At 40.4% G+C, this 19518-nt stretch carries 16 protein-coding genes; 8 read left to right on the top strand and 8 right to left on the bottom strand.

Translation table 11 applies throughout. The features are described 5' to 3' along the window. Window positions 1-8 precede the first annotated feature (8 nt). Window positions 9-1037, bottom strand: coding sequence for an endonuclease/exonuclease/phosphatase family protein (locus tag CDC37_RS18390; RefSeq protein WP_096623908.1), 1029 nt, complete (start codon window positions 1035-1037; stop codon window positions 9-11). A gap of 114 nt (window positions 1038-1151) precedes the next feature. Between CDC37_RS18390 and CDC37_RS18385 the strand changes: the two genes are divergently transcribed. The 3 genes from CDC37_RS18385 (at window position 1152) to CDC37_RS18375 (ending at window position 4287) form a co-directional block, all read left to right on the top strand. Continuing rightward, window positions 1152-1757 carry a class I SAM-dependent methyltransferase gene (locus CDC37_RS18385; RefSeq protein ID WP_096623906.1) on the top strand — a complete coding sequence of 202 codons (606 nt, stop codon included), beginning with the start codon at window positions 1152-1154 and terminating at the stop codon, window positions 1755-1757. A 621-nt stretch (window positions 1758-2378) separates the two neighbouring features. After that, entirely contained in the window at window positions 2379-2993 is a 615-nt protein-coding gene (locus tag CDC37_RS18380; RefSeq protein WP_096623904.1) for a CBS domain-containing protein, read from the top strand. A gap of 928 nt (window positions 2994-3921) precedes the next feature. Further along, window positions 3922-4287 (top strand): hypothetical protein, encoded by a 366-nt coding sequence (locus CDC37_RS18375; protein ID WP_096623903.1) that lies wholly within the window; start codon window positions 3922-3924, stop codon window positions 4285-4287. Between the two features lie 43 nt (window positions 4288-4330). Here CDC37_RS18375 and CDC37_RS18370 read toward each other — a convergent pair whose 3' ends face one another. The 6 genes from CDC37_RS18370 to CDC37_RS18345 form a co-directional block, all read right to left on the bottom strand. Continuing rightward, window positions 4331-4804: a hydrogenase maturation protease gene (locus CDC37_RS18370; RefSeq protein ID WP_096623901.1), complete on the bottom strand. Its 474-nt coding sequence runs from the start codon at window positions 4802-4804 to the stop codon at window positions 4331-4333. A 444-nt stretch (window positions 4805-5248) separates the two neighbouring features. After that, window positions 5249-5911, bottom strand: a complete 663-nt coding sequence (locus tag CDC37_RS18365; protein ID WP_096623899.1) for a histidine phosphatase family protein — start codon at window positions 5909-5911, stop codon at window positions 5249-5251. 180 nt (window positions 5912-6091) lie between these two features. Beyond that, on the bottom strand, window positions 6092-6526 hold the full coding sequence (locus CDC37_RS18360; protein WP_096623897.1) for a hypothetical protein: 435 nt from the start codon (window positions 6524-6526) through the stop codon (window positions 6092-6094). Window positions 6527-6758: 232 nt separating this feature from the next. Beyond that, window positions 6759-7085 carry a hypothetical protein gene (locus tag CDC37_RS18355; protein ID WP_096623895.1) on the bottom strand — a complete coding sequence of 109 codons (327 nt, stop codon included), beginning with the start codon at window positions 7083-7085 and terminating at the stop codon, window positions 6759-6761. Between the two features lie 243 nt (window positions 7086-7328). Continuing rightward, window positions 7329-8924, bottom strand: a complete 1596-nt coding sequence (locus tag CDC37_RS18350) for a nickel-dependent hydrogenase large subunit (protein ID WP_096623892.1) — start codon at window positions 8922-8924, stop codon at window positions 7329-7331. A 156-nt stretch (window positions 8925-9080) separates the two neighbouring features. Next, the gene (locus tag CDC37_RS18345; RefSeq protein WP_096623890.1) at window positions 9081-10043 is read right to left on the bottom strand and encodes a hydrogenase small subunit; all 963 of its coding nucleotides are present in this window, start codon (window positions 10041-10043) and stop codon (window positions 9081-9083) included. 843 nt (window positions 10044-10886) lie between these two features. Here CDC37_RS18345 and CDC37_RS18340 point away from each other — a divergent pair. The 3 genes from CDC37_RS18340 (at window position 10887) to CDC37_RS18330 (ending at window position 14505) form a co-directional block, all read left to right on the top strand. Beyond that, window positions 10887-11471 carry a thioredoxin family protein gene (locus tag CDC37_RS18340; protein WP_096623888.1) on the top strand — a complete coding sequence of 195 codons (585 nt, stop codon included), beginning with the start codon at window positions 10887-10889 and terminating at the stop codon, window positions 11469-11471. Window positions 11472-12310: 839 nt separating this feature from the next. Beyond that, window positions 12311-13294 carry a J domain-containing protein gene (locus tag CDC37_RS18335; RefSeq protein WP_096623886.1) on the top strand — a complete coding sequence of 328 codons (984 nt, stop codon included), beginning with the start codon at window positions 12311-12313 and terminating at the stop codon, window positions 13292-13294. Beyond that, entirely contained in the window at window positions 13294-14505 is a 1212-nt protein-coding gene (locus CDC37_RS18330) for an ATP phosphoribosyltransferase regulatory subunit (RefSeq protein WP_096623884.1), read from the top strand. The genes CDC37_RS18335 and CDC37_RS18330 overlap by 1 nt, the downstream gene beginning before the upstream one ends. A gap of 369 nt (window positions 14506-14874) precedes the next feature. Here CDC37_RS18330 and CDC37_RS18325 read toward each other — a convergent pair whose 3' ends face one another. Then, a complete protein-coding gene (locus CDC37_RS18325) occupies window positions 14875-15495 on the bottom strand; it encodes a hypothetical protein (RefSeq protein WP_096623882.1) in 621 nt (206 codons plus the stop codon). Window positions 15496-15754: 259 nt separating this feature from the next. Here CDC37_RS18325 and CDC37_RS18320 point away from each other — a divergent pair, with 259 nt between their 5' ends. After that, window positions 15755-16711, top strand: coding sequence for an ABC transporter ATP-binding protein (locus CDC37_RS18320; protein ID WP_096623880.1), 957 nt, complete (start codon window positions 15755-15757; stop codon window positions 16709-16711). Window positions 16712-17005: 294 nt separating this feature from the next. Continuing rightward, on the top strand, window positions 17006-18901 hold the full coding sequence (locus tag CDC37_RS18315) for an ABC transporter permease (protein WP_096623878.1): 1896 nt from the start codon (window positions 17006-17008) through the stop codon (window positions 18899-18901). Window positions 18902-19518: the final 617 nt, after the last annotated feature.

Raw genomic sequence — 19518 nt, 5'->3', positions numbered from 1 at the left:
ATCTCAAATCAAAAATTCCCCAGACGGAACCTCATCATGACTGGTAGATGATCAGATGCGGTTTCAGTGGAGGTGATGACCTGTGCATCAATTAGTTGAATGCGATCGCGGTTATAAAATATATAATCGAGGGTATATTTGGGTTGGTTGGATGGATAGGTGGCAAATTTACCGGATTTTAATTGGTCTGGATTAATGGCTGATTGGAATATGGCGGATTTTAAGAGCAGTTGAATCGATGTTTGGCTTTCTTCTTGATGATTGAGGGAACTGTTAAAGTCTCCAATTAGCAATACTGGATATTTTTGCGCATATTCCTCTGCTAATTCTTTAATTTCCTCTGTTTGGTTTGTCCGGGTTGGTTCATCGAATGCTTCTAAATGCACGTTAATAATAATTAAGGGTTGACCTTTGACATCAATTTCGGCAATTTGAGCAATTCGATCCAGATAAAATGCTCTGTAGTAGAAAGGTTGACTTTGGACAGGTTCTAAGACGATTCTTGTACCTTTTGTAATTGGGTAGCGACTGAGGATGGATTGAGCTGCTACTGTACGACCAAAATGGGCATTTAGGGGAAAATAGGGAAAGGGAATGTAATTTTTATCCCAGTTAATTCCAATTAAAGCTGTTGGTAAACCTAAATTTTTTGCTAATTCAGCAACTTGATTCACCTTGTAGGAACGTTTGGACTGAATATCAACTTCCTGTAGACCAATAAAATCAGGATTGAGGGATTTAAAAGCGGTAATTACGGTTTGCAAATTCTGCTCGTAAAATTCTTTGCTCGCTTGAGTTGCATTATTACTAGTAGCGGCATTTTCTAAACCAGATAGATAACCGATATTATAGGAAATAACTGTCAAAATTCCGTCTTCACCTGGTATGCTTTCTGTGTCATATTTGGTGATTTGATTATATTTTTCCTGGGGATAGGAACCAGAACTTCCCCACAAATAAAATAATACCAGTAAAATTATCGGTACGGATATAATCAAACCACCGATTTTTAATATTTTTAATAGTTGTACTCCCATCCTCATCCATCCCCATTTGTATCGAATCTATTTTCCCTGGGCTGATGTCAGTATTATATTTGGAATTTTCAGATTAACAATAAGTGACACCAAAATTTTATCACCTGAATTCCCATGAGTAATTCCACTAATAACAGAGATTGGTCTGCATATTACCATGCGATCGCTGGTAGTCCACCTCGCAAAACCCTACTAACAGCCTTAACAAATTTTGAACAGAAAGCCTGGGGAAAATTAGCAGTAGATTTAGGTTGTGGAAACGGGATTGATACACAAGAATTAATTAAACATGGTTGGTTTGTACTGGCAATTGATGGGGAAGAGTTAGCAATTCAACAATTGCATCAATTAATATCTGGGGATACTAATCGACTACAAACTCAAGTTAGCCAGTTTAATGCTGTGGAATTACCTGAAGATGTTGATTTAATTAATGCTAGTTATTCCTTACCATTTTGTCATCCCGATGACTTTCTCCAACTATGGGAAAAAATAGTCAAAGCATTAAAGCCAGGAGGAAGATTTGCCGGTCAATTATTTGGTATACGAGACTCCTGGAGTTCTTCTCCATCCATGACTTTCCATAGCCGTACCCAAGTTGAAACCCTCCTAGTTCCCTTTGCAATTGAAGTTATTGAGGAACAGGAATACCTCGGTAAAACAGCCCTGGGGGAGGAAAAATACTGGCATATTTTCCATATTGTTGCCTGCAAAAAGTAGAAACTTAGCCTGCTTTTTTGTAGGTCTTGATAACTAAATTAATCTTGAAAATTATCAATTTCATCTGTCATGGTCTTAATTACCTAATTTGTCACTTATTTTCTGAAGTTTTTATTAATTAGTTCAACTATTGATATAACTAAAAATAGTCAAAACACCTTGAACTAAAGATTGATTTAATATTTTAAAAAAGCTGGGAAAATGCAAAGTTTTATAAATGAATTTGCCATTCAAAAAATAAAAGGATAGGATGTAAATAAGCTAAGTTGTTAGCAGTTCTCCAACGCTTAAAAACAAATCAAAGTGTTTTAAGCGCCCGATAAAATCTCATTCCCTTTCATTTGTAATCAGTTTTAAATCCAATAAAACGGGGAATTAACCGGAGATTTAACAATAAAATCCTCTGCCTGCGTAAGTTTTCAGAAAATAGCTCAAATTGACTGAATGAAATTAGCGGAATTAGATTAGATCCAACTTAAATCACTATCAACAAGCATCAGAATCAGCACATTATCTGCAATAAAATGCTCGATTTTGATGAAGACTCATCTAAGTTGGAATTAATTGCTGTAATTTAGACGCAATTTTACATTCAAAGCAGGAATCGAAGGAGTAAGAACCATGCGAGCAAAAGAAATCATGACCCAGGACGTAGTAACCGTCAAAGGTTCCGCAACCGTAGCTGAAGCAGTTCGTTTAATGCGGTTGCGCGGATTGCGATCGCTAATCGTCGAACCTCGTACTCCAGAAGATGCTTACGGAATTGTCACCGAAACCGATATTGCTGCGAAAGTGGTTGCTTACGGTAAAGATCCGCAAGACACCTACATTTACGAAATCATGACCAAACCCTGCATCGTTGTTAACCCGGATTTAGGGATTGAATACGTTGCTCGGTTATTTGCAAATACTGGTATTTGGCGCGCTCCAGTCATTCAAGGTGAACTACTTGGCGTTATATCCGTCACCGATATTATCACTAAAGGTGACTTCACAGAAACACCAAAAATTCACTTCTTGAAAAAAGAACTCCACAAAGCAATTTCCAACGCTCGTTCAATTGCAGCTAGCATGGGAGAGGATTCCCTTGAAGCCATTGAAGCTTGGGAAACCGTTGATGAAATTGAAGCAGAAGCTTGCTTCCACGGTATGCCAAAACTCGATCGCAGTTCCCGCGAACAATTTGCAGACAATGGAGTTGCAAATGAATTAGTGACTGCTGGTTCTCAACAGTAGTCTTGGTTGGCAGTTATATAGGTACACAAAATAATGTTTCCTGTATTCTGTCTTTCCATACTGATTATTTTCAATAATCATAAAAAGGATGAACCGAAATCATGATTTTCGAGTTCTCCTTTTTGTTTTGAAAAATTAGCAAAAGCAGCAACAGCGCATCTATAATTGTAGAATATGTGACACTGTAAATAATCCTGTATTTTTCACGAGTTAAGGGTCAGCGTTGAGTGATGGCTTAGTTTTCTTTTTATTCCCTACTCCCAAAAAAACGAGCTTGTTAAGTATTAAAATCGACTTTTACAACATCCTCTTAGGAGTTTGTAGTGTTAAACACCAAACAATAATTTGGAAAAATTTATACTCATCTTTACCAAGAATTAACCGAAGCATGAGATAGTGAAATCAACTAAAAATCTCATAGTTAATCTCTGCTTCCAGACTGAGGAATTTACAAAATAAAATATTCAAGGTGTGCAGATATCGTATCAAAGACTGCTTTTTTTTATTTGTTTACCCTTATCATAGGTCTAACCAGGGATTATGTGATGAGGATTGCAAACAATAGCAGTGATGAAACAATCGCCGACATGATTGCAAAAAGAGTCAAAATTGATAATTTTGGCTTCGTAAATGTTTTTTAAAATCTGAATAATTAATTATTGCGGCGTGTGCAACCATCGGTATGCGCCTTTAAAAGTGCGTGTATCACCAGTTTATACTTTACACGGTCAAAAAGTGAGCTTGTCCTTACAGATGGTTAATGCTAGAAGAGACGGGGGATTTCCAGGTCTTTACTGTCACCCATCAGCAGTCAACAAACGCCAAGGAAAATCAATCAGCGTGCAAAGTGTAAAACAGTCACGCATATAGCAATCCCAATCCATTTCTCCAATAGATAGACATCCATGAATTACCAAGAGAGGAGGAAATGACAGAGAATTTTTTCACCAACGAAGATTCCCATCCAGTACAGTTAACATCTGCGGATATTATTCTCAGACAGCAACTTGAAGCATCAATTTGCCGTTATTTTTTTGAATCATGCGATCGCATTCTTCAAGAATTACTCTCCCGATGTCGTTGGTATATGACCAGTACAGCAAGCGCAGTCACCCTCGTCATCGAGTGTCCCGACGAAATTAGTAACTGGCAAATATTGCGTAAGCTTCCATCAATGGCTAAACTGCTGCAAGAAATGAGTATCAGTGGCAAAATCCGAATTTATCCCCCCACAGGAGAAGGAATGCCCTTTGAAATGCGGGTTGATGAACTAGGAATCTATCGTCAAGAATAGACTAGAGTTATTATTTCTCCAGGGGTTAATTTTCAAATCGCTTCTAACTGCGATTGTAATTTGCGATTCGAGCTTTCAGCTTCTCCAACACAGACTCTGCGGCAATTTGCACTTCAGCACTTAACTCCCAACCAAAATCCAAATTTTCTGCCTCAATTAAATAGACCAACACATCTTCCGGGAAATCATCGCGAAAAATTTTTTTGCCCACTGCGATCGCATTATCCCAACGAAAATCATGTAAATTATAACTAGGTTCCGGCAGAGCTATCAGTTCATCCCCCGGAACCTCAAATATAGCCCCAGGTGGAGAACCAGTAAAACTTGCATCAACCACAATCAACTGACTACTACCTCGTGCTTGAAACATCACCTCCATTCCCCCCGTACCACATTCCAATACCTGCACATTCCCACAGGGATACTGCTGCAAATAACTTTGTAAGCGTTGAGCAATAATTACCCCCACCCCATCATCGCAACGATTTAAATTACCACAACCAATAATAGTCAACACAGTTAATTTTAGATTTTGGATTTTAGATGTTGGATTTTAGATTCCAGAAAATGAAATTTCTCTCCTATCCCAATACGCTTGGTGTTAAAGATAACTGTAGGTTGGGTTGAGACTTGGCATAGACTGTTGATTTTGTGGAAATTTACCCATAAGTTCACACAGTTTTTGTGACTATCTCGTCCCGATGCTCCGCGTGGGGACGCATACCACGAGGGCTACTGCCTCTCTCTACATTCTTCAACCCAACCTAACCAATAATCAGGCTTTTAAGTCTAACTGAACTGTATTGTCTCCTATCCTAGATTTATTACCCTGGATTTCTCACGAGTAATTCGTAAACCTTGAGCAACGAATTCATTTTCCTTCTATTCACTACTCCCTACTCCCTAATTCCCCGTAACTTTTAGGGTTTTGTGAGAAATGCAAAATCCTCAACCCAATACCCTAATCATCCCAATTACTCTGTAACTTAAACTCCTGTAAATGGGAAATCATGATACTACCAAGCCAAATCTCTTGGGATTGAACTTGTAACGGTAAAATCGCCCCATTAGGAATCGGAAATGAAGTCAGAAAAACCCGAATATTAGACATAGTTTCTGAAGTAATTTCCTGGGGCTTTACTAATAAAAACCAAATAAAAATACGTATAAATAATCCGTGGGTAAACAGTGCAACAAAATCATCCTCCAAACACCGTATTTTTGTCCACAAATCGTGAATCCGTCCCATCATTTCCACAAAAGATTCAGCCCCATCTCCATCCACATAATTCACATCACCTCGTGACCAATATTCCTCAGCCATTGGTTGGCGTTGTTCCAAGGTGGTATTTTTGCGACGAGAATCAGCTAAATAATTAAACTCCTGAATTTGCCACTCGAAACTGGGAACAGACCTAAAACGTTCAATCGTCGGTTGCGCTGTTTCCTTTGTCCGTAGAAAAGGTGAGGTGACAATCAAAGATGGCGCAGTTACAAAAGCATCCGCAATTTCCTGTGCTTGTTTATGTCCCTTAGCAGTTAACTTGATAGTAGCAGGTTCACCAGTTGGCATTCCCGCATTCGCTTCACTTTCACCATGTCGAATTAACCACACCCTAGCCATCCTATTCCCCTTTACTGATTCAATACCAATTTAAACAAGATATGGCAGATAGATACAGTCCTTAATAGACAAGGATGTATTATCCAAAATCTCACATCCATAAAGATATGATTCGTCAGGGAATAGTATCATATTTATCAAGATTTTAAATGCCGCATAGGTTGCATTCTGATAATTTAATCAAAAAACGACATGATATTTTTTTCCTATTTCCGATAATTTATCCCATTGTTGCTGACAAGCTAGTTCATACACCTGATTGGTTGTCTCCTGACTAGGATGCATATTGTTGCGACCCTTTGGAACCAAATATCTCACATAGAGAGAAACAAAATCTACTACGATGGGTATCCCCTGAAGTCCATGATTATCAGCTTGTTTACCTGCTGCTAATGCAGCCATCCCACCCTCAATAGAATTACGAGTCGCCTTAATAAACTGGTCTACCAATTCTTCAATGTAATAATCAGGTGCGAGATTAATCAATTTACTATTATCAGCAGTAAATTCATATCCAGCCTCAACAGCTTGCTCTAGGATACACCATTCAGTAAACTCCTTGAGAGCATCAACTGGTAATTTGGGAAGATGGGGATGTAATGCGATTTCAGACACAATTAACCTTTATTGATGAAATATTGATGAAATTATGATGGTACTTATCAAGATGCAATATGTCGTTTTTGTCTATTTCCTAAATTCTCAAAATTGCAGGGAGTAGGAAGCAAATCAATCCCCAACTCAACCCTTACCATTCACCGATGATAAATAAATTCTAGATGAACGCCTCGGGAAAAGACAAACTAGTAGTAATTTTTCCTGTATTCTGTATTCTTCATTCTTTTACTTAGCTACTAGTATTGAGTAAAATATTTTCCGATTCCGAATTTTTGGTAAGAGTATACAATTCACTCAGCTTTTCTAAGGGGACAATAATAATACCCACCTTCGGCATATTTCGTAAATCTAACAGCAGAAAATATTTACCTTTACCCTGGTATTTTGCCACCAGCTCTGTCAAAATTAATTTAATATAATAATCCTCAGCCTCACTAATGGGATGATAATAAGCAACATTCACTTTATCGTCAAACCAAACTTCTGCTGTATAAATATTCTTTTTAATCTGTACCGTAATATTAACAGGGAAGCTTTCATTGTTAACAAATAGCATAGTTCCAATGCCTCTATTCGGGAGAGAAATAAATACCTGATGGTCAATTAATGGTTCTCAGTAACGCTATACCCTGGATAAGCAAGATTAACCTGGATAATCTTTTTTTTTCGTTAATTTCGCTACGTCTATCAACATTGATATTCTTCCCATTTTGTGAAAAATAGGGTATTTCAGAGGTTTTGATGAAAGGAGAAAGGAATCAGGTGGAAAATTCCCAGACTCCCCTAATCCCACATCGACTCACGCAGTCCGAAATCTAGCTAATTCCTCCCCTGTCTTCGCATCATGAGCATGTACAGTACATACCAAGCAGGAATCAAAAGACCTCGCAATATGTCCAATTTCAATCGGATCCGTCGGGTCAGCAACAGGAGTACCCACCAAAGCTTCTTCAATCGGTCCACGCATCCCCTTCCCATCACGGGGACCAATATTCCAGGTTCCCGGAGTAATAATTTGGTAATTTTTTATCTTACCTCCCTGAATTTCAATCCAGTGGGACAAAGCACCTCGCGCTGCTTCCGTTGCACCCCATCCCCGTCCGTCCTGTTCTTCCGGTTTGATGTACCATTCCTCATTCAAACGGAATTCCCGCAGACAATGTTCTGCTTGACGATACAGTTTCACTAATTCATGGAGTCGTCCTAATTGACGTAAATGGACGCTAGCACCACCCATCGATTTAAATGCATCGAGAATAAATCCATCATAGTGCTGCCAAGGTTCACCGTGTTTTCCTCCAGCAATTAACTGACGCGCAAATGGTCCTGCTTCCAGTCGTCCGAGATTTTGGTGAGATACCGCAGTAGACCAGGAATAGGCTCCTTCAAAGTCTTTTTGATTATTCACCCTTGGTTTTGTAGTGCGGTCAAAGGGATGGATATCACCTTCACTTTCCTCATACCAGGAGTGGCTAGTATTTTCGCGAATAAAGGCTTGATCCATCGCAGTATGGGTATCAGTGAAGCTATCGTACACACCACCCTTCATAATTGTCGCCGCATTTCTTCCCGCAATCGTCGGCTTTTGATATTTCAACTCATGGGGTAAATATCCCCAACTGACATAGCGACCGATACCTGCACCGTATTTATCCAAACCAATATCCAAACCCATCCGCCAATATAAACCCAAATCCGAATTCCAATGTTCTGGTTTTTCGTTTAACCAAGTCATGAAATCATCATAGGTTTTGATTTCCTCATACCGTTCTAGGGAACAACCCAACCAAACTGGTTCCAACCAATTGCGACGGAAATACTCCAAAATCGCCCAAGCGCGGGTGACATCGGTCAAAGTGGGAGCGCACATAACTCCACCAGGAACCATATAACTGCTGTGGGGCCATTGTCCACCAAATAGGGCATATATTTCTACTGGTTTGGCGGAAATTGTCACTCCTTTTTCATAGGATGTACCAGTGAAGGCACTAAACCGTTTACAAGCTTCCAAATAATAGGGACTATGACGATATTTACGGTGGGTTAAATCGATGGCAAATAAGGCGTAAAAATACCGGGGAATACTTTGTAGGGTTTCCACAATTTGTCCCAGGTTACGAGCAAGAATGGCGTTACGGGGAACTTGGGTTTCCCAAACTGTGTCTAGTGCCCAGACTGCACTACTCAGGTGGGAAGCTCCGCAAATTCCACATACCCTGGGTGTGACAATTAATCCCGCTTGGGGGTCTTTTCCTTTAAGTAACAGTTCAAAACCTCGGAACATTTCCGCATGGGTCCAGGCATTAACTACTACTCCGTCTTCGATTTCTACACGTACATCTAAATCGCCTTCAACTCTACCAACGGGCGATATATCTAATGTTTGAACTCCCATTCTCCTCTCCTGATTTGAGATTTTAGATTACTCTTCGGTCGATCCGCACTACGTGCGTCTATAGATTTTGGAATTGAGAGTAAGGAATACATGTTACTCCGAATTGCTAATCCAGGTGTGTTCTCTAATTTGGGTAATAAGATATTAGATAATGAATTAGACAATAAAAAAGTCTTCTTCTGCCCAATCTGGCATAGTATCTTTGGAAACCATTGTCAGGATGGCATAATCTTTTTTATTGACTCCGGGGGGTAAATCTTTCGGTACACCCATAATGGTTTGGGTCTTAAACACTGTTCCTGGTTTGAGGTCGTAGAAGGGAAATTCTGGTTCCGTACAGCCAATACAAGGCATTCCCACACGAGTTTTGGAGGAGACACGGTTCCAGAGAATCCGGTTACAGGATGAACGAGTCATTGGTCCACGACAACCTAAATCGTAAAACAAACATCCCGTGCGTTGTCCAAACTGCGTAGTGGAAGCTTTATAGGCAAAGTGAAGATTGCGGGTACAACCTGTTTGGGTAAAGCTTTTGAAAAAGGTTTGGGGACGCTGCAACTCATCCAGGGTGATATCACCAATTCTACCAGTAGCGATCGCAATTAAAATTTGTGTGATCCAATCCGGGTGTGCAGGACATCCGGGAATATTAATCACGGGTAATCCCGATTTACTGCGAAAATCCTGTCCTAAAAAACCACCATGTTGACGCTTGAGAAATTGCAGTCCTGTGGATTCACTGGGATTGGGAGCCATTGCGGGAATTCCCCCCCAAGTAGCACAGTCTCCAACCGCTACAATGTAGTTGGCAACTTTGGATAGGTCAAGTAACCAATCTTGCATCGGACGATCTGCGAAGCGATTCCATTCTCCTTTGCCATTGGGTGCCCTAATTACCGAACCCTCAAATACGAGTATATCAACAGGTGTGTTACCGAGGACACAGTTCCAAAGCAGGTTTTGTAAATTTTCACCCATTTCTAATCCTAGAGATGGATGCCAAAGTAATTTAATACCAAAGTCGGTCATCAAATCACAAGCGGTGGGTTCTTCGGCGTTCAGGAAGGACATTGTGTTGCCGCTACAAGCACCACCTTGTAACCAGAGTACGTTTGTCATGGGCTGGTTGATGTTAAGTTTTATGTTGGATGGGGGTATGGATTGATTAACGAGTGTATTCTTCTAAAATTATTTGGGAAAAATTAAATTTTTGGTGTTAACAGTTAACTACGAGTATCTATTTAGGTTTTGCTGAAATATGGAGACGCGATATATTGCGTCTCCATATTTCGGGAATTAGAGAACATTTGAGTCGCAAAAAGTGTAAACAAATAAGTATGTAATATAGTTGACTCTAATGGTCGCTACATATCAGGGGCTATAACCTTTGATTATTCTAGTTTCCAAAGTAAAAGAGAATCGGTATAAGGTTTAGGGGTTGTTTCTCAAGTATTGATTATCACTATTTTGACTATCTTCCTGACCCTGGACATGGGGTTATAAAGCTGATTTTTCCTTCGAGAGTACTCCCCATTCCCAAAAACGATAATTCAAGTATGAAAAATGACTTTTTAAACAACCTCTTACCAATGAGAATTTAGGTTTACATTTACTTGCTCAGTATACCTTGATTGATTTTGGTGATATAGGATGGGTATTTACAATTTAAGTAACGTTCGTCTTTTTGTGATGATTAACTAGACTATTTTGCTTTGAATTAAAGTAAAAAAATACCTGCATCAGTAGCATTTGTATTTATTAACTCGCTGCAACACAAATATTAGACAGGTATCTTGCGTTTGTGTTGCGATCGCAAGATATAATTGCAGTACAATGGTATTATTTACATTTCAGACTTTCCAATACTTCGGATTTAGAAGCTTTACTTTGATTTGACCAGCAAGCAGCTATTTCTCTTGTATCCTGTATTTTGTATCCTGTATTCTTCGACTAGGGTGAACTATGGTTTTAACAGCTTCCACCATGTTAGGCTTAGGTACATCAGCACCGGATTTTCAGCTAGCGGATGTCACATCAGGTGAAATTATTTCCCTAGCTAGCTTTGCCGATAAAAAAGCCCTATTGGTAATGTTTATTTGTCGTCATTGTCCATTTGTCAAACATATTCAAACCGAATTAGCAAAGTTAGGCAATGATTATTTCGCAACCGGCTTAGGAATTGTTGCCATTAGTGCCAATGATGCTAGTAAATACCCTGATGATGCACCGGAATCATTAAAGCAAATGGCGGCTGAATTAGGGTTTAAATTTCCCCTTTGCTACGACCAAACCCAAGAAATAGCAAAACTTTATACCGCCGCTTGTACACCAGATTTTTTCCTGTTTGATGCTCAAAGAAAGCTAGTTTATCGCGGACAGTTAGATGGTAGTCGTCCAAGTAACGACATACCCGTCACTGGTGAAGATTTAAGGAAAGCCATTGATGCAACCCTTGCAGATGAAGCAGTTTCCAGTGAACAGAAACCAAGTATTGGTTGCAATATCAAATGGATACCAGGAAACGAACCCAGCTATTTTCATGGTTAATTCATTACCCATGCACAATTAGGGCTTGCTGAAAACTATAGTATGATCAAGACGCGATATATTGGGTCTCATATATTGATATTGAAAGCTTTTGAAGCTGTTTTAGTGGCCAAAAGTGCAAACAACATGAACCTATAAAGCAAAAAAACTTTGCATCTATAAATTTTTTAGAGCCATAGACGCGCTATGCAACAAGCTTGCTGTGTAGGGTGTGCGGAAAAAGTCTTTTCGTGAAGGTAGGGAACAGGGAGTAGGTACAGACGACCCGTCGGGTCGTTTGTACAGGGAGTAGTTTTAACCCCAGGAATTCCAATTTTCACAAGACCAAAAAAACTACAGATGTAAGGTTTTTGAGCTTCTCAGGACTTATCTGAAAACTTTCTAGAGTGATTGGTCAGCAAGGTTGGCGAGAATTTAGGACTTTGTGTGGGAGGATGTTTGAAAAGTCAGCAATTGAGTAAAAAAAGCTATCAGGGCGTAGGCTGTTAATTTAAGTAAAGACAACAACACCACTGAAAGACTATAAGTAAAGTATACTCTACCAAACTGACCCGTGAGTATGTCAACAACCTAAAGGTATGGGGTGTCCAAGCTTCCGCGAGGTTTACATGATTTTTGGTCAAAAACAGACTTATCACCAGTTGACTGGATTTATTGAATCCTTCCCAGCTATTTCCCCTACTTCCTACTCCCTATTCCCTAATCTCAAACAGAAAATACTTCCTCTTCAAAATAGTTTTAAAAAATCAGTAAAAACACGAGTATCAAATTCACAAAGATTCGGGAGATGGGAAGTAAACTAGAAAAACTAAAGAAAATTAATTTTAGATTTGCGCCGTATGTCAATTAAAATAGAACGTGGACTTTTCAAATACGATTTTATAGACCATCACGCAGTGTTGTGCGTTCCAGTGGATGCGGATTTAAAGACAATCCGGAAGCGTTATTTAAAAATTGCCAGAAGGTTGCATCCAGATAGTTGTACGAATGCTAGCGAGAAGGAGAAGAAACTGGCTAGTGCCTTACTATCAAAGTTGGTAAATCCAGCCTATGAAAAACTTTCCCAGGAGCGCTCCTATACGGAGTATATGGTGGTTTTGTCCCAGTTTGGTAAGCGTCTAGTGCAGGATTCAGCTTCCATTGATATTTCTACAGATATGGCTCGTCAACTAGCAGCAGCAGCCAATGTAGACCAATTATATCGAGTTGCGATCGCCAAAATTGCCGAAACCCAGTTTGAGTCCTTGGAAAAAGTTATTCCCATTATTGCCCATATCAGTGAGCTAAATATGGTGTATTTGATGCGGACGGCTGGGAAAAAATTTACAAATAATTCATCTCCTTCTAGTAATACTCTAAATCATACTTCTCCATCTTCTAATGCAAGTGTAAATACGCAAGCTCAACCATCAGAACCAGCCCCAAACAAAGAAGATACAACCGTAATCCAATATTTACGCCGCGCCCAAGAATTAATGACCAAGAATCAATTGGCACAGGCAAGGGTAGAATTACAGGATGCCATTAAATTAGCACCCAATGAAAGTCGGGCCCATAGCTTGATCGGAGTGGTCTATTTGAAGCAAAATCAAATGACAATGGCTAAAGTTCATTTTGAACGTGCCCTCAAGCTCAACCCCCAAGACGAAACAGCCTTGGAATGGATGGGTAAACTGGAAAAGTTATCTGCGGCTAAATCTGGTACAAAAACCGATGTTAAACCAAAACCAACGACGGGAACAGCTGCATCGGCGACCAAAAAGCCTGATAATAAATCCGAGGGGGGCGGTTTATTTGGTTTGTTTGGTGGGAAGAAAAAATAATGGTGTATCAACCAGCTACGGGTGCAAGAGATTTACTGCCGTTAGATGTAGCACAAAAACGTTGGATTGAGGAACGTTTACAATTGGTGTTTCACCGGTGGGGATACCATCGGATTATTACCTCGACCTTGGAACGGATGGATACTTTAATGGCTGGTGGAGCTATCCAGCGTCGGACTGTGATTCAATTACAGAATGGCGAAGATGAGGATTTGGGTTTGCGTCCAGAATTAACAGCCTCAATTGCCAGAACTGCGGTGACACGGATGGGGACAACAAAGTATCCCCAAAGGCTATATTACAATGCCAATGTGTTCCAACGTACCCGCGAATCGCGACACAACCGTCAGCAGGAGTTTTATCAAGCGGGTGTGGAACTGTTGGGGGGAGGGGGATTAATTGCCAATGGGGAAATCCTCACCCTAGTTGCTGATTGTCTCCAGGGATTAGATGTACCTGATTGGAGTCTGGTTTTAGGGGAAGCAGGTATTACCCAATCCCTATTAACAGCTTTTCCCGCACAACTTCAACCGCAAATTCGTCATGCGATCGCCAATTTGGATCGAGTTGCTGTGGAAACTTTACCACTTGGCGATGAATTACGCGATCGCGCTCTGACCATCATCGATTTGCGGGGTCAACCGGAGGATGTCCTCTCGAAGTTACAAACCCTGGTGACAACACCGGAACAGTTAACAGCGATCAATAATTTACAGGCTTTACTCGATTTATTAAATGCCAATCACCAGTTCCCCATTGTCCTGGATTTAAGCTTGATCCAAACCTTTGATTACTATACGGGAATCGTGTTTGAAGTTGTCAGTCAAGCCAACAATCAAGTCCGGGTTATCGGACGGGGTGGACGCTATGACACCCTCCTAAGTCACTACCATCCCCAGGGGGAAAATATTCCGGGGATCGGCTTTGTTTTTCTGATTGATGATTTATACGAGGTATTAACCGCATCCCAGCAGCTACCGCAAACTCTCCCGGTCACAAATTGGTTGGTGGCTCCCCAAACAGCAAATGCCTATGCTGCCGCCTTTAATTATGCCGCTAAATTACGCAATTCTGACCATCTAGTGCGGGTGGAAATTGATTTTGGCGATCGCAACCCCGATGGAGTACGAGAATATGCGCGTAGTCGTCAGATTACTCAAATCGTTTGGATTGAAGATGACGGTAATCCGGTTTTGGAAACCGTAGGTTGAATTTTTGTTAATTGGAGACGACCCGAAATTAAAATCTAGAGACGACCCGAAATTACGAAATTACAATGTAGGAAGAGACGACCCGACGGGTCGTCTCTTCCAGATAATGGGTTTCCCTTGAGTGAAAAAATTTCCCTAAAACAGACCTAACAGAAAAATCACTGTGATGCCACACAAAACTAAAAAGCTGGCAATAATTAAATTCGCAACACTGTGATCATGGGTCGTCATTTTCTGAGTATGTTCTGACATAGTTCATTCTCCCATCGTCTGAACATCATTGTGTACCCACAATTGTATCTAACAGGTATTCACCCAGTCGCTGCGGATATAATTATTCAACTTAGTTCACACTAGTTCACAGCCGATTCACGACGCGTTCCAAGCATGAATAAATGACATCACCGACTGACCACAACTGTCCACTGGTTGACGATGCTGGGGAACTGAAGATGGATGGGGGATCAACTTTGCCATCTTCATTCCGGTTCTTTGATACACCTGGGAAATCAACTTCAGACCAAAACTCCGGTGCATTTCCCAAAAACCCATACCCCGCTTCGCCATTAAGGCTTTTTTAATCGCTGCTTTTTGGGTCTGAGTTCCTAAATAATCTGCCAACTCCGTTATCTCCATTCCCGCAGCCGCAGCAATAATTAAAGGATGCATGAGTGGGGATTTTGTGTCTATTTCATAAATCGTAAATAATGTTGCTGCTAATTTTACCTGCTGATACAAATGGCTGTGCAACTCCTGATCAACTTCTTGATTGGTGAACGAGTCCTGCACATCATCCACCCCCATCATCAGCTTTTGCGAAGAGTGACTCGAACGTTTTGATTCTTTCATCACATAGTCTGCCATTCTCCGTTTATTTTGATGCCATGATGGATCGTTAAGAAAACGCTGTCCCCATTCCCGTCCATCTTCTATGGCTGTAGTAATTGTTTGCCCTGTAATCGGATGTTTTACTAGCGATTCAAAATCCATAAAAAAGTTTATATCGTACCTAGCTAATTCAGACTGAATCGAACTTAAATGTTCCTTAACCTGACCTTAGTATTCCCACGATCTGTGACAAATCTCTCAAATTCAAATACATCAATTTTTTTTGATATATATTGGCGATGAGAATTGTAGTGGAAATATCAAGTTTTAATGAAAACGGTTGCAATTTCCGTAACCTCTATGACAATCGCTGTAGATCAAGGCTAAGTTAGTTGGTATTCCATCCTCCATCGGTACAGCAATGGTGACAGAGTTAGCGATTCGCACTACGGGTTTAACGAAGCAGTTTGAACGTCATATAGCAGTCAATCAGATTGATTTAGAGATTCAAACTGGTGAGGTATACGGTTTGATTGGTCCGAACGGTGCAGGAAAAACAACACTAATTCGGATGCTAGCCACCGCAGAAGAACCGACAATGGGAGAAATTTATATCAACGGCGATCGCTTGTTGCGTGATAAAAGTAACCCCAAGCTGAAACGGCGAATAGGCTATCTTCCTGACGATTATCCCCTCTATGACGAATTAACTGTTTGGGATTATTTGGATTATTTTGCTCGGTTGTACAACCTCAAAGAACCCAAACGAAGCCAAAGATTACACGAGGTGATTGATTTAATCCAACTCGGCAACAAACGTCACAGTTTAATTTCCACCCTATCACGGGGGATGAAGCAGCGATTGAGCCTTGCTCGGACAATCATCCACGAACCGATAGTTCTCCTCCTTGACGAACCAGTTTCTGGACTTGACCCGATTGCGCGGATGCAATTTCGGGAAATAATCAAAGCCTTGCGGGAAGCGGGGATGACTATTGTCATTTCCTCCCATGTTTTGAGTGACTTAGCCGAACTTTGTAGTTCAGTAGGGATTATGGAACTGGGGTATTTAGTCGAAAGTGCATCATTAAACCAACTCTATCAACGATTATCACGTCAGCAAATTGAAATCAGCATTCTGGACTCTAGCCAAATGGATGTATTGATTGGGGAACTGAAAAATAACTCCTTAGTGCATAGCTGGGAGGTTTTACCAACTAAAACCCAAATCCGAGCCGACTTTTCTGGAGACGAAGCAGAAGCAGCCGAACTATTGCGATCGCTAATTGTTGCCGGAGTGTCACTGACAAACTTCCATTGTACAAAAGAAGATTTAGAAAAAATCTTCCTAAAGTTAGGTCATAAGCAAGCATCTTAGATTAAATTACTCTCAATTCATCAATTCCAGGATTGACCCTATTTCCATCACACCTATTTTGAGGGGTTTTACTGATTGGTAAGTTTATTCCTCAAAAATTGCATCTTCACTAATTCTAAAATCTCGAATCAGTGTCACTAGCGATAAATAAACAAAATTTTAATATTGGCAGATATTAGGAAATAACAACTATCATAGATGTAATAAAACAAACTGTAACCACACCTTGCCACCAAGTAAATAAAATCGTCTATCACTCAAATTTCAGTTTGCAAATGTGGGAGAATCACCACCATGAGACTCAATCTAATTGACCGATTGGGAGACTTGAACCCCCAATTATTTCGGGAAATCAAAGGTCGCCTCAAACCGTTTACAATAGCTGTTGCAACTATTACATCCTTGATGGGACAGTTTTTTATTTGTCTATATCAAATCCGGGAATTTCCGGGAGAAGAGTATCCCCTATCACAAAGATATTGCAACTTAGCGGAGTCCGGTCGCAGGAGAGTTGAAGAACTCAGCGCTGCTCTAAATAAACTTGAAGTTCAAAAAAACTTTTATAACAGTAAGCAACATTTTGATGCGGAAAAACTGGCTAATGTGAAGCAGCAAATTGCTGATACTACTGCACTGCTAGATAATCTGAATCAAGCCTACTGGAGTAAGTTTTGTCCCCTGGATCAAATAAATTATGCTGCATGGTGGAGAGACCATTGGGAGTATATTTTCCAAACCCTGAATGTAATTTTTATTTTTGTTCTGTTAGTCGCTGGCAGTTATTTAATTATTAATAACTTGATCCAAGAAGAACGGAAGGGAACATTAAACTTTATTCGCCTCAGTCCCCAATCGGAACGCGGTATTTTTATTGGTAAAATTTTTGGTGTACCAATTCTGGTATATTTATTTGCAGCTTTAGCGGTTCCCCTCCATGTAATTTCCGGACGCAGCGCTGGTATTGCTTGGACCCATATTATTAGTTACTACCTAGTTTTAGCTGCTAGTTGTTGGTTCTGGTTTAGCGCATCCGTTGTCTACGGACTATTTACCAGGTTTTTAGATGGTTTCCAACGCTGGTTAGGTAGCGGTGTGGTGTTAATTTTCCTGTTGATGTCCACCTCAATGGCATGGAGTGGACCCTACATCAACCATGCTACTGCCTGGATCAGGATTTTGAGTCCAATAGACATGACTGGTTATTTATTCCCCAACCTATATAACCGTTATCAGTGGGAAAATTTTCAATCATTGCAATTCTTCCATCTCCCCGTCGGTGCTTCCCTGGTGGGATTGCTGGTTGTTCATGTAGTCAACTACGGTTTTTGGAGTTACTGGTGTTGGCTAGCCTTAGAACGTCGTTTCCGCAACCCCAATGCAGCTATGTTTAGTAAGGGGCAAAGTTATGTCCTTGTTGCTAGCACCCAGGCAATATTATGGGGATTTACCCTCCAAGCCCATAATAATGTTTACGTTAAAAGTGACACTTATATTTACGATGTAGCCCAACAGATTTCTGAAAATTTGCCGTATATGTTCATTGTCAATACGGCTTTGATGTTTGGATTGTGTATCATTTTGACACCAGTTCGTCAAACCGTAATTGATTGGGCTAGATTTCGTCACTACGAACAAGGGAACCGTCATGGTTGGCAACATAACCTGCTGGGTGATTTAACCTGGGGAGAGAAAAGTCCAGCAATTGTGGCGATCGCTATTAACCTGGCGATGATTTGTCTCCCGGTTGCGGTGTGGTTCATTATTATGCCTGGGTTTAATACAGAATACTCCTCTAGTGTGCGCTATTTTATCAACGATGTCGGTCGCTTTAAGGGTTTATTAGGTATTGTTTTACAATTTACCATTGCCATGATACTGGCAAGCATTGGTCAAAAACTGTTACTGATGAAAAGCCCTAAACGTTATTTTTGGGCTGTGGGAATTGTCAGTGCTTTAATTTGCTTCCCACCTCTAATTTATAGCCTCCTGAATATCAACCCTGCTGTGGAAGGTTTACCCTGGTTGACAACGGCTTTACCCTGGATTGGATTAGCAGGTGTGAATAATTTCATGGTAATTATGGCAATTCTTGCAGAAGTATTGGTATTTGCCCTGTTGAATTACACTTTGGTGGAACAAATTAATCAGTTGGGAGCATCAGAAACCCAGCAATTATTGAAAGCAGGATGAAAGGTATCGAGAAACCCGCATTTCTCACAAAACCCTAAAAATCACAGGGAGTAGGGAGTACAGACGACCCGACGGGTCGTCTGTACGGGAGTAGTGAATAGAAGGAAAATGAATTCGTTACTCAAGGCTTACGACTTACTCATGAGAAATCCAGGGAAAGTCTTTCAAAGGTAGGTGCAACACCTATCTTTTTTTTTGCTAACATCCTTCCTTGATGTGATGCAGAGGGATTGGTGAGTAGCTTACATGCAATGCTTACACCATAAACAACCTCCCACACCATTTACTGCAAATTTTCATACAATCACTTCTTTCCGCATTCCCAATACGGTTCGGTTAATGATTTTTCGTTGTGGTTTCGGGAGACGCGATATATGGTTTCGGGAGACGCGATATATCTCGTCTCTACAATTATTTGCGGTTTATGAATTTTCTTATCCGAACCGTATTGCCCGCACTCCGACCTAATTCCCTGTTTCCACTGATGATTAATAAGACACCTGAGAAATATAATTAAGCAATTTCCTATAATCATTTTGCTTAAAAGCTTATATTTTCAGCACATTCACCATGCGACATTATCCGACACTCACGTTATCGTTGGTAATGCATATCAC

The sequence above is a fragment of the Calothrix sp. NIES-3974 genome (assembly GCF_002368395.1).
GTDB lineage: Bacteria > Cyanobacteriota > Cyanobacteriia > Cyanobacteriales > Nostocaceae > NIES-3974.
This window is presented reverse-complemented; position numbering and strand designations above follow the sequence as displayed.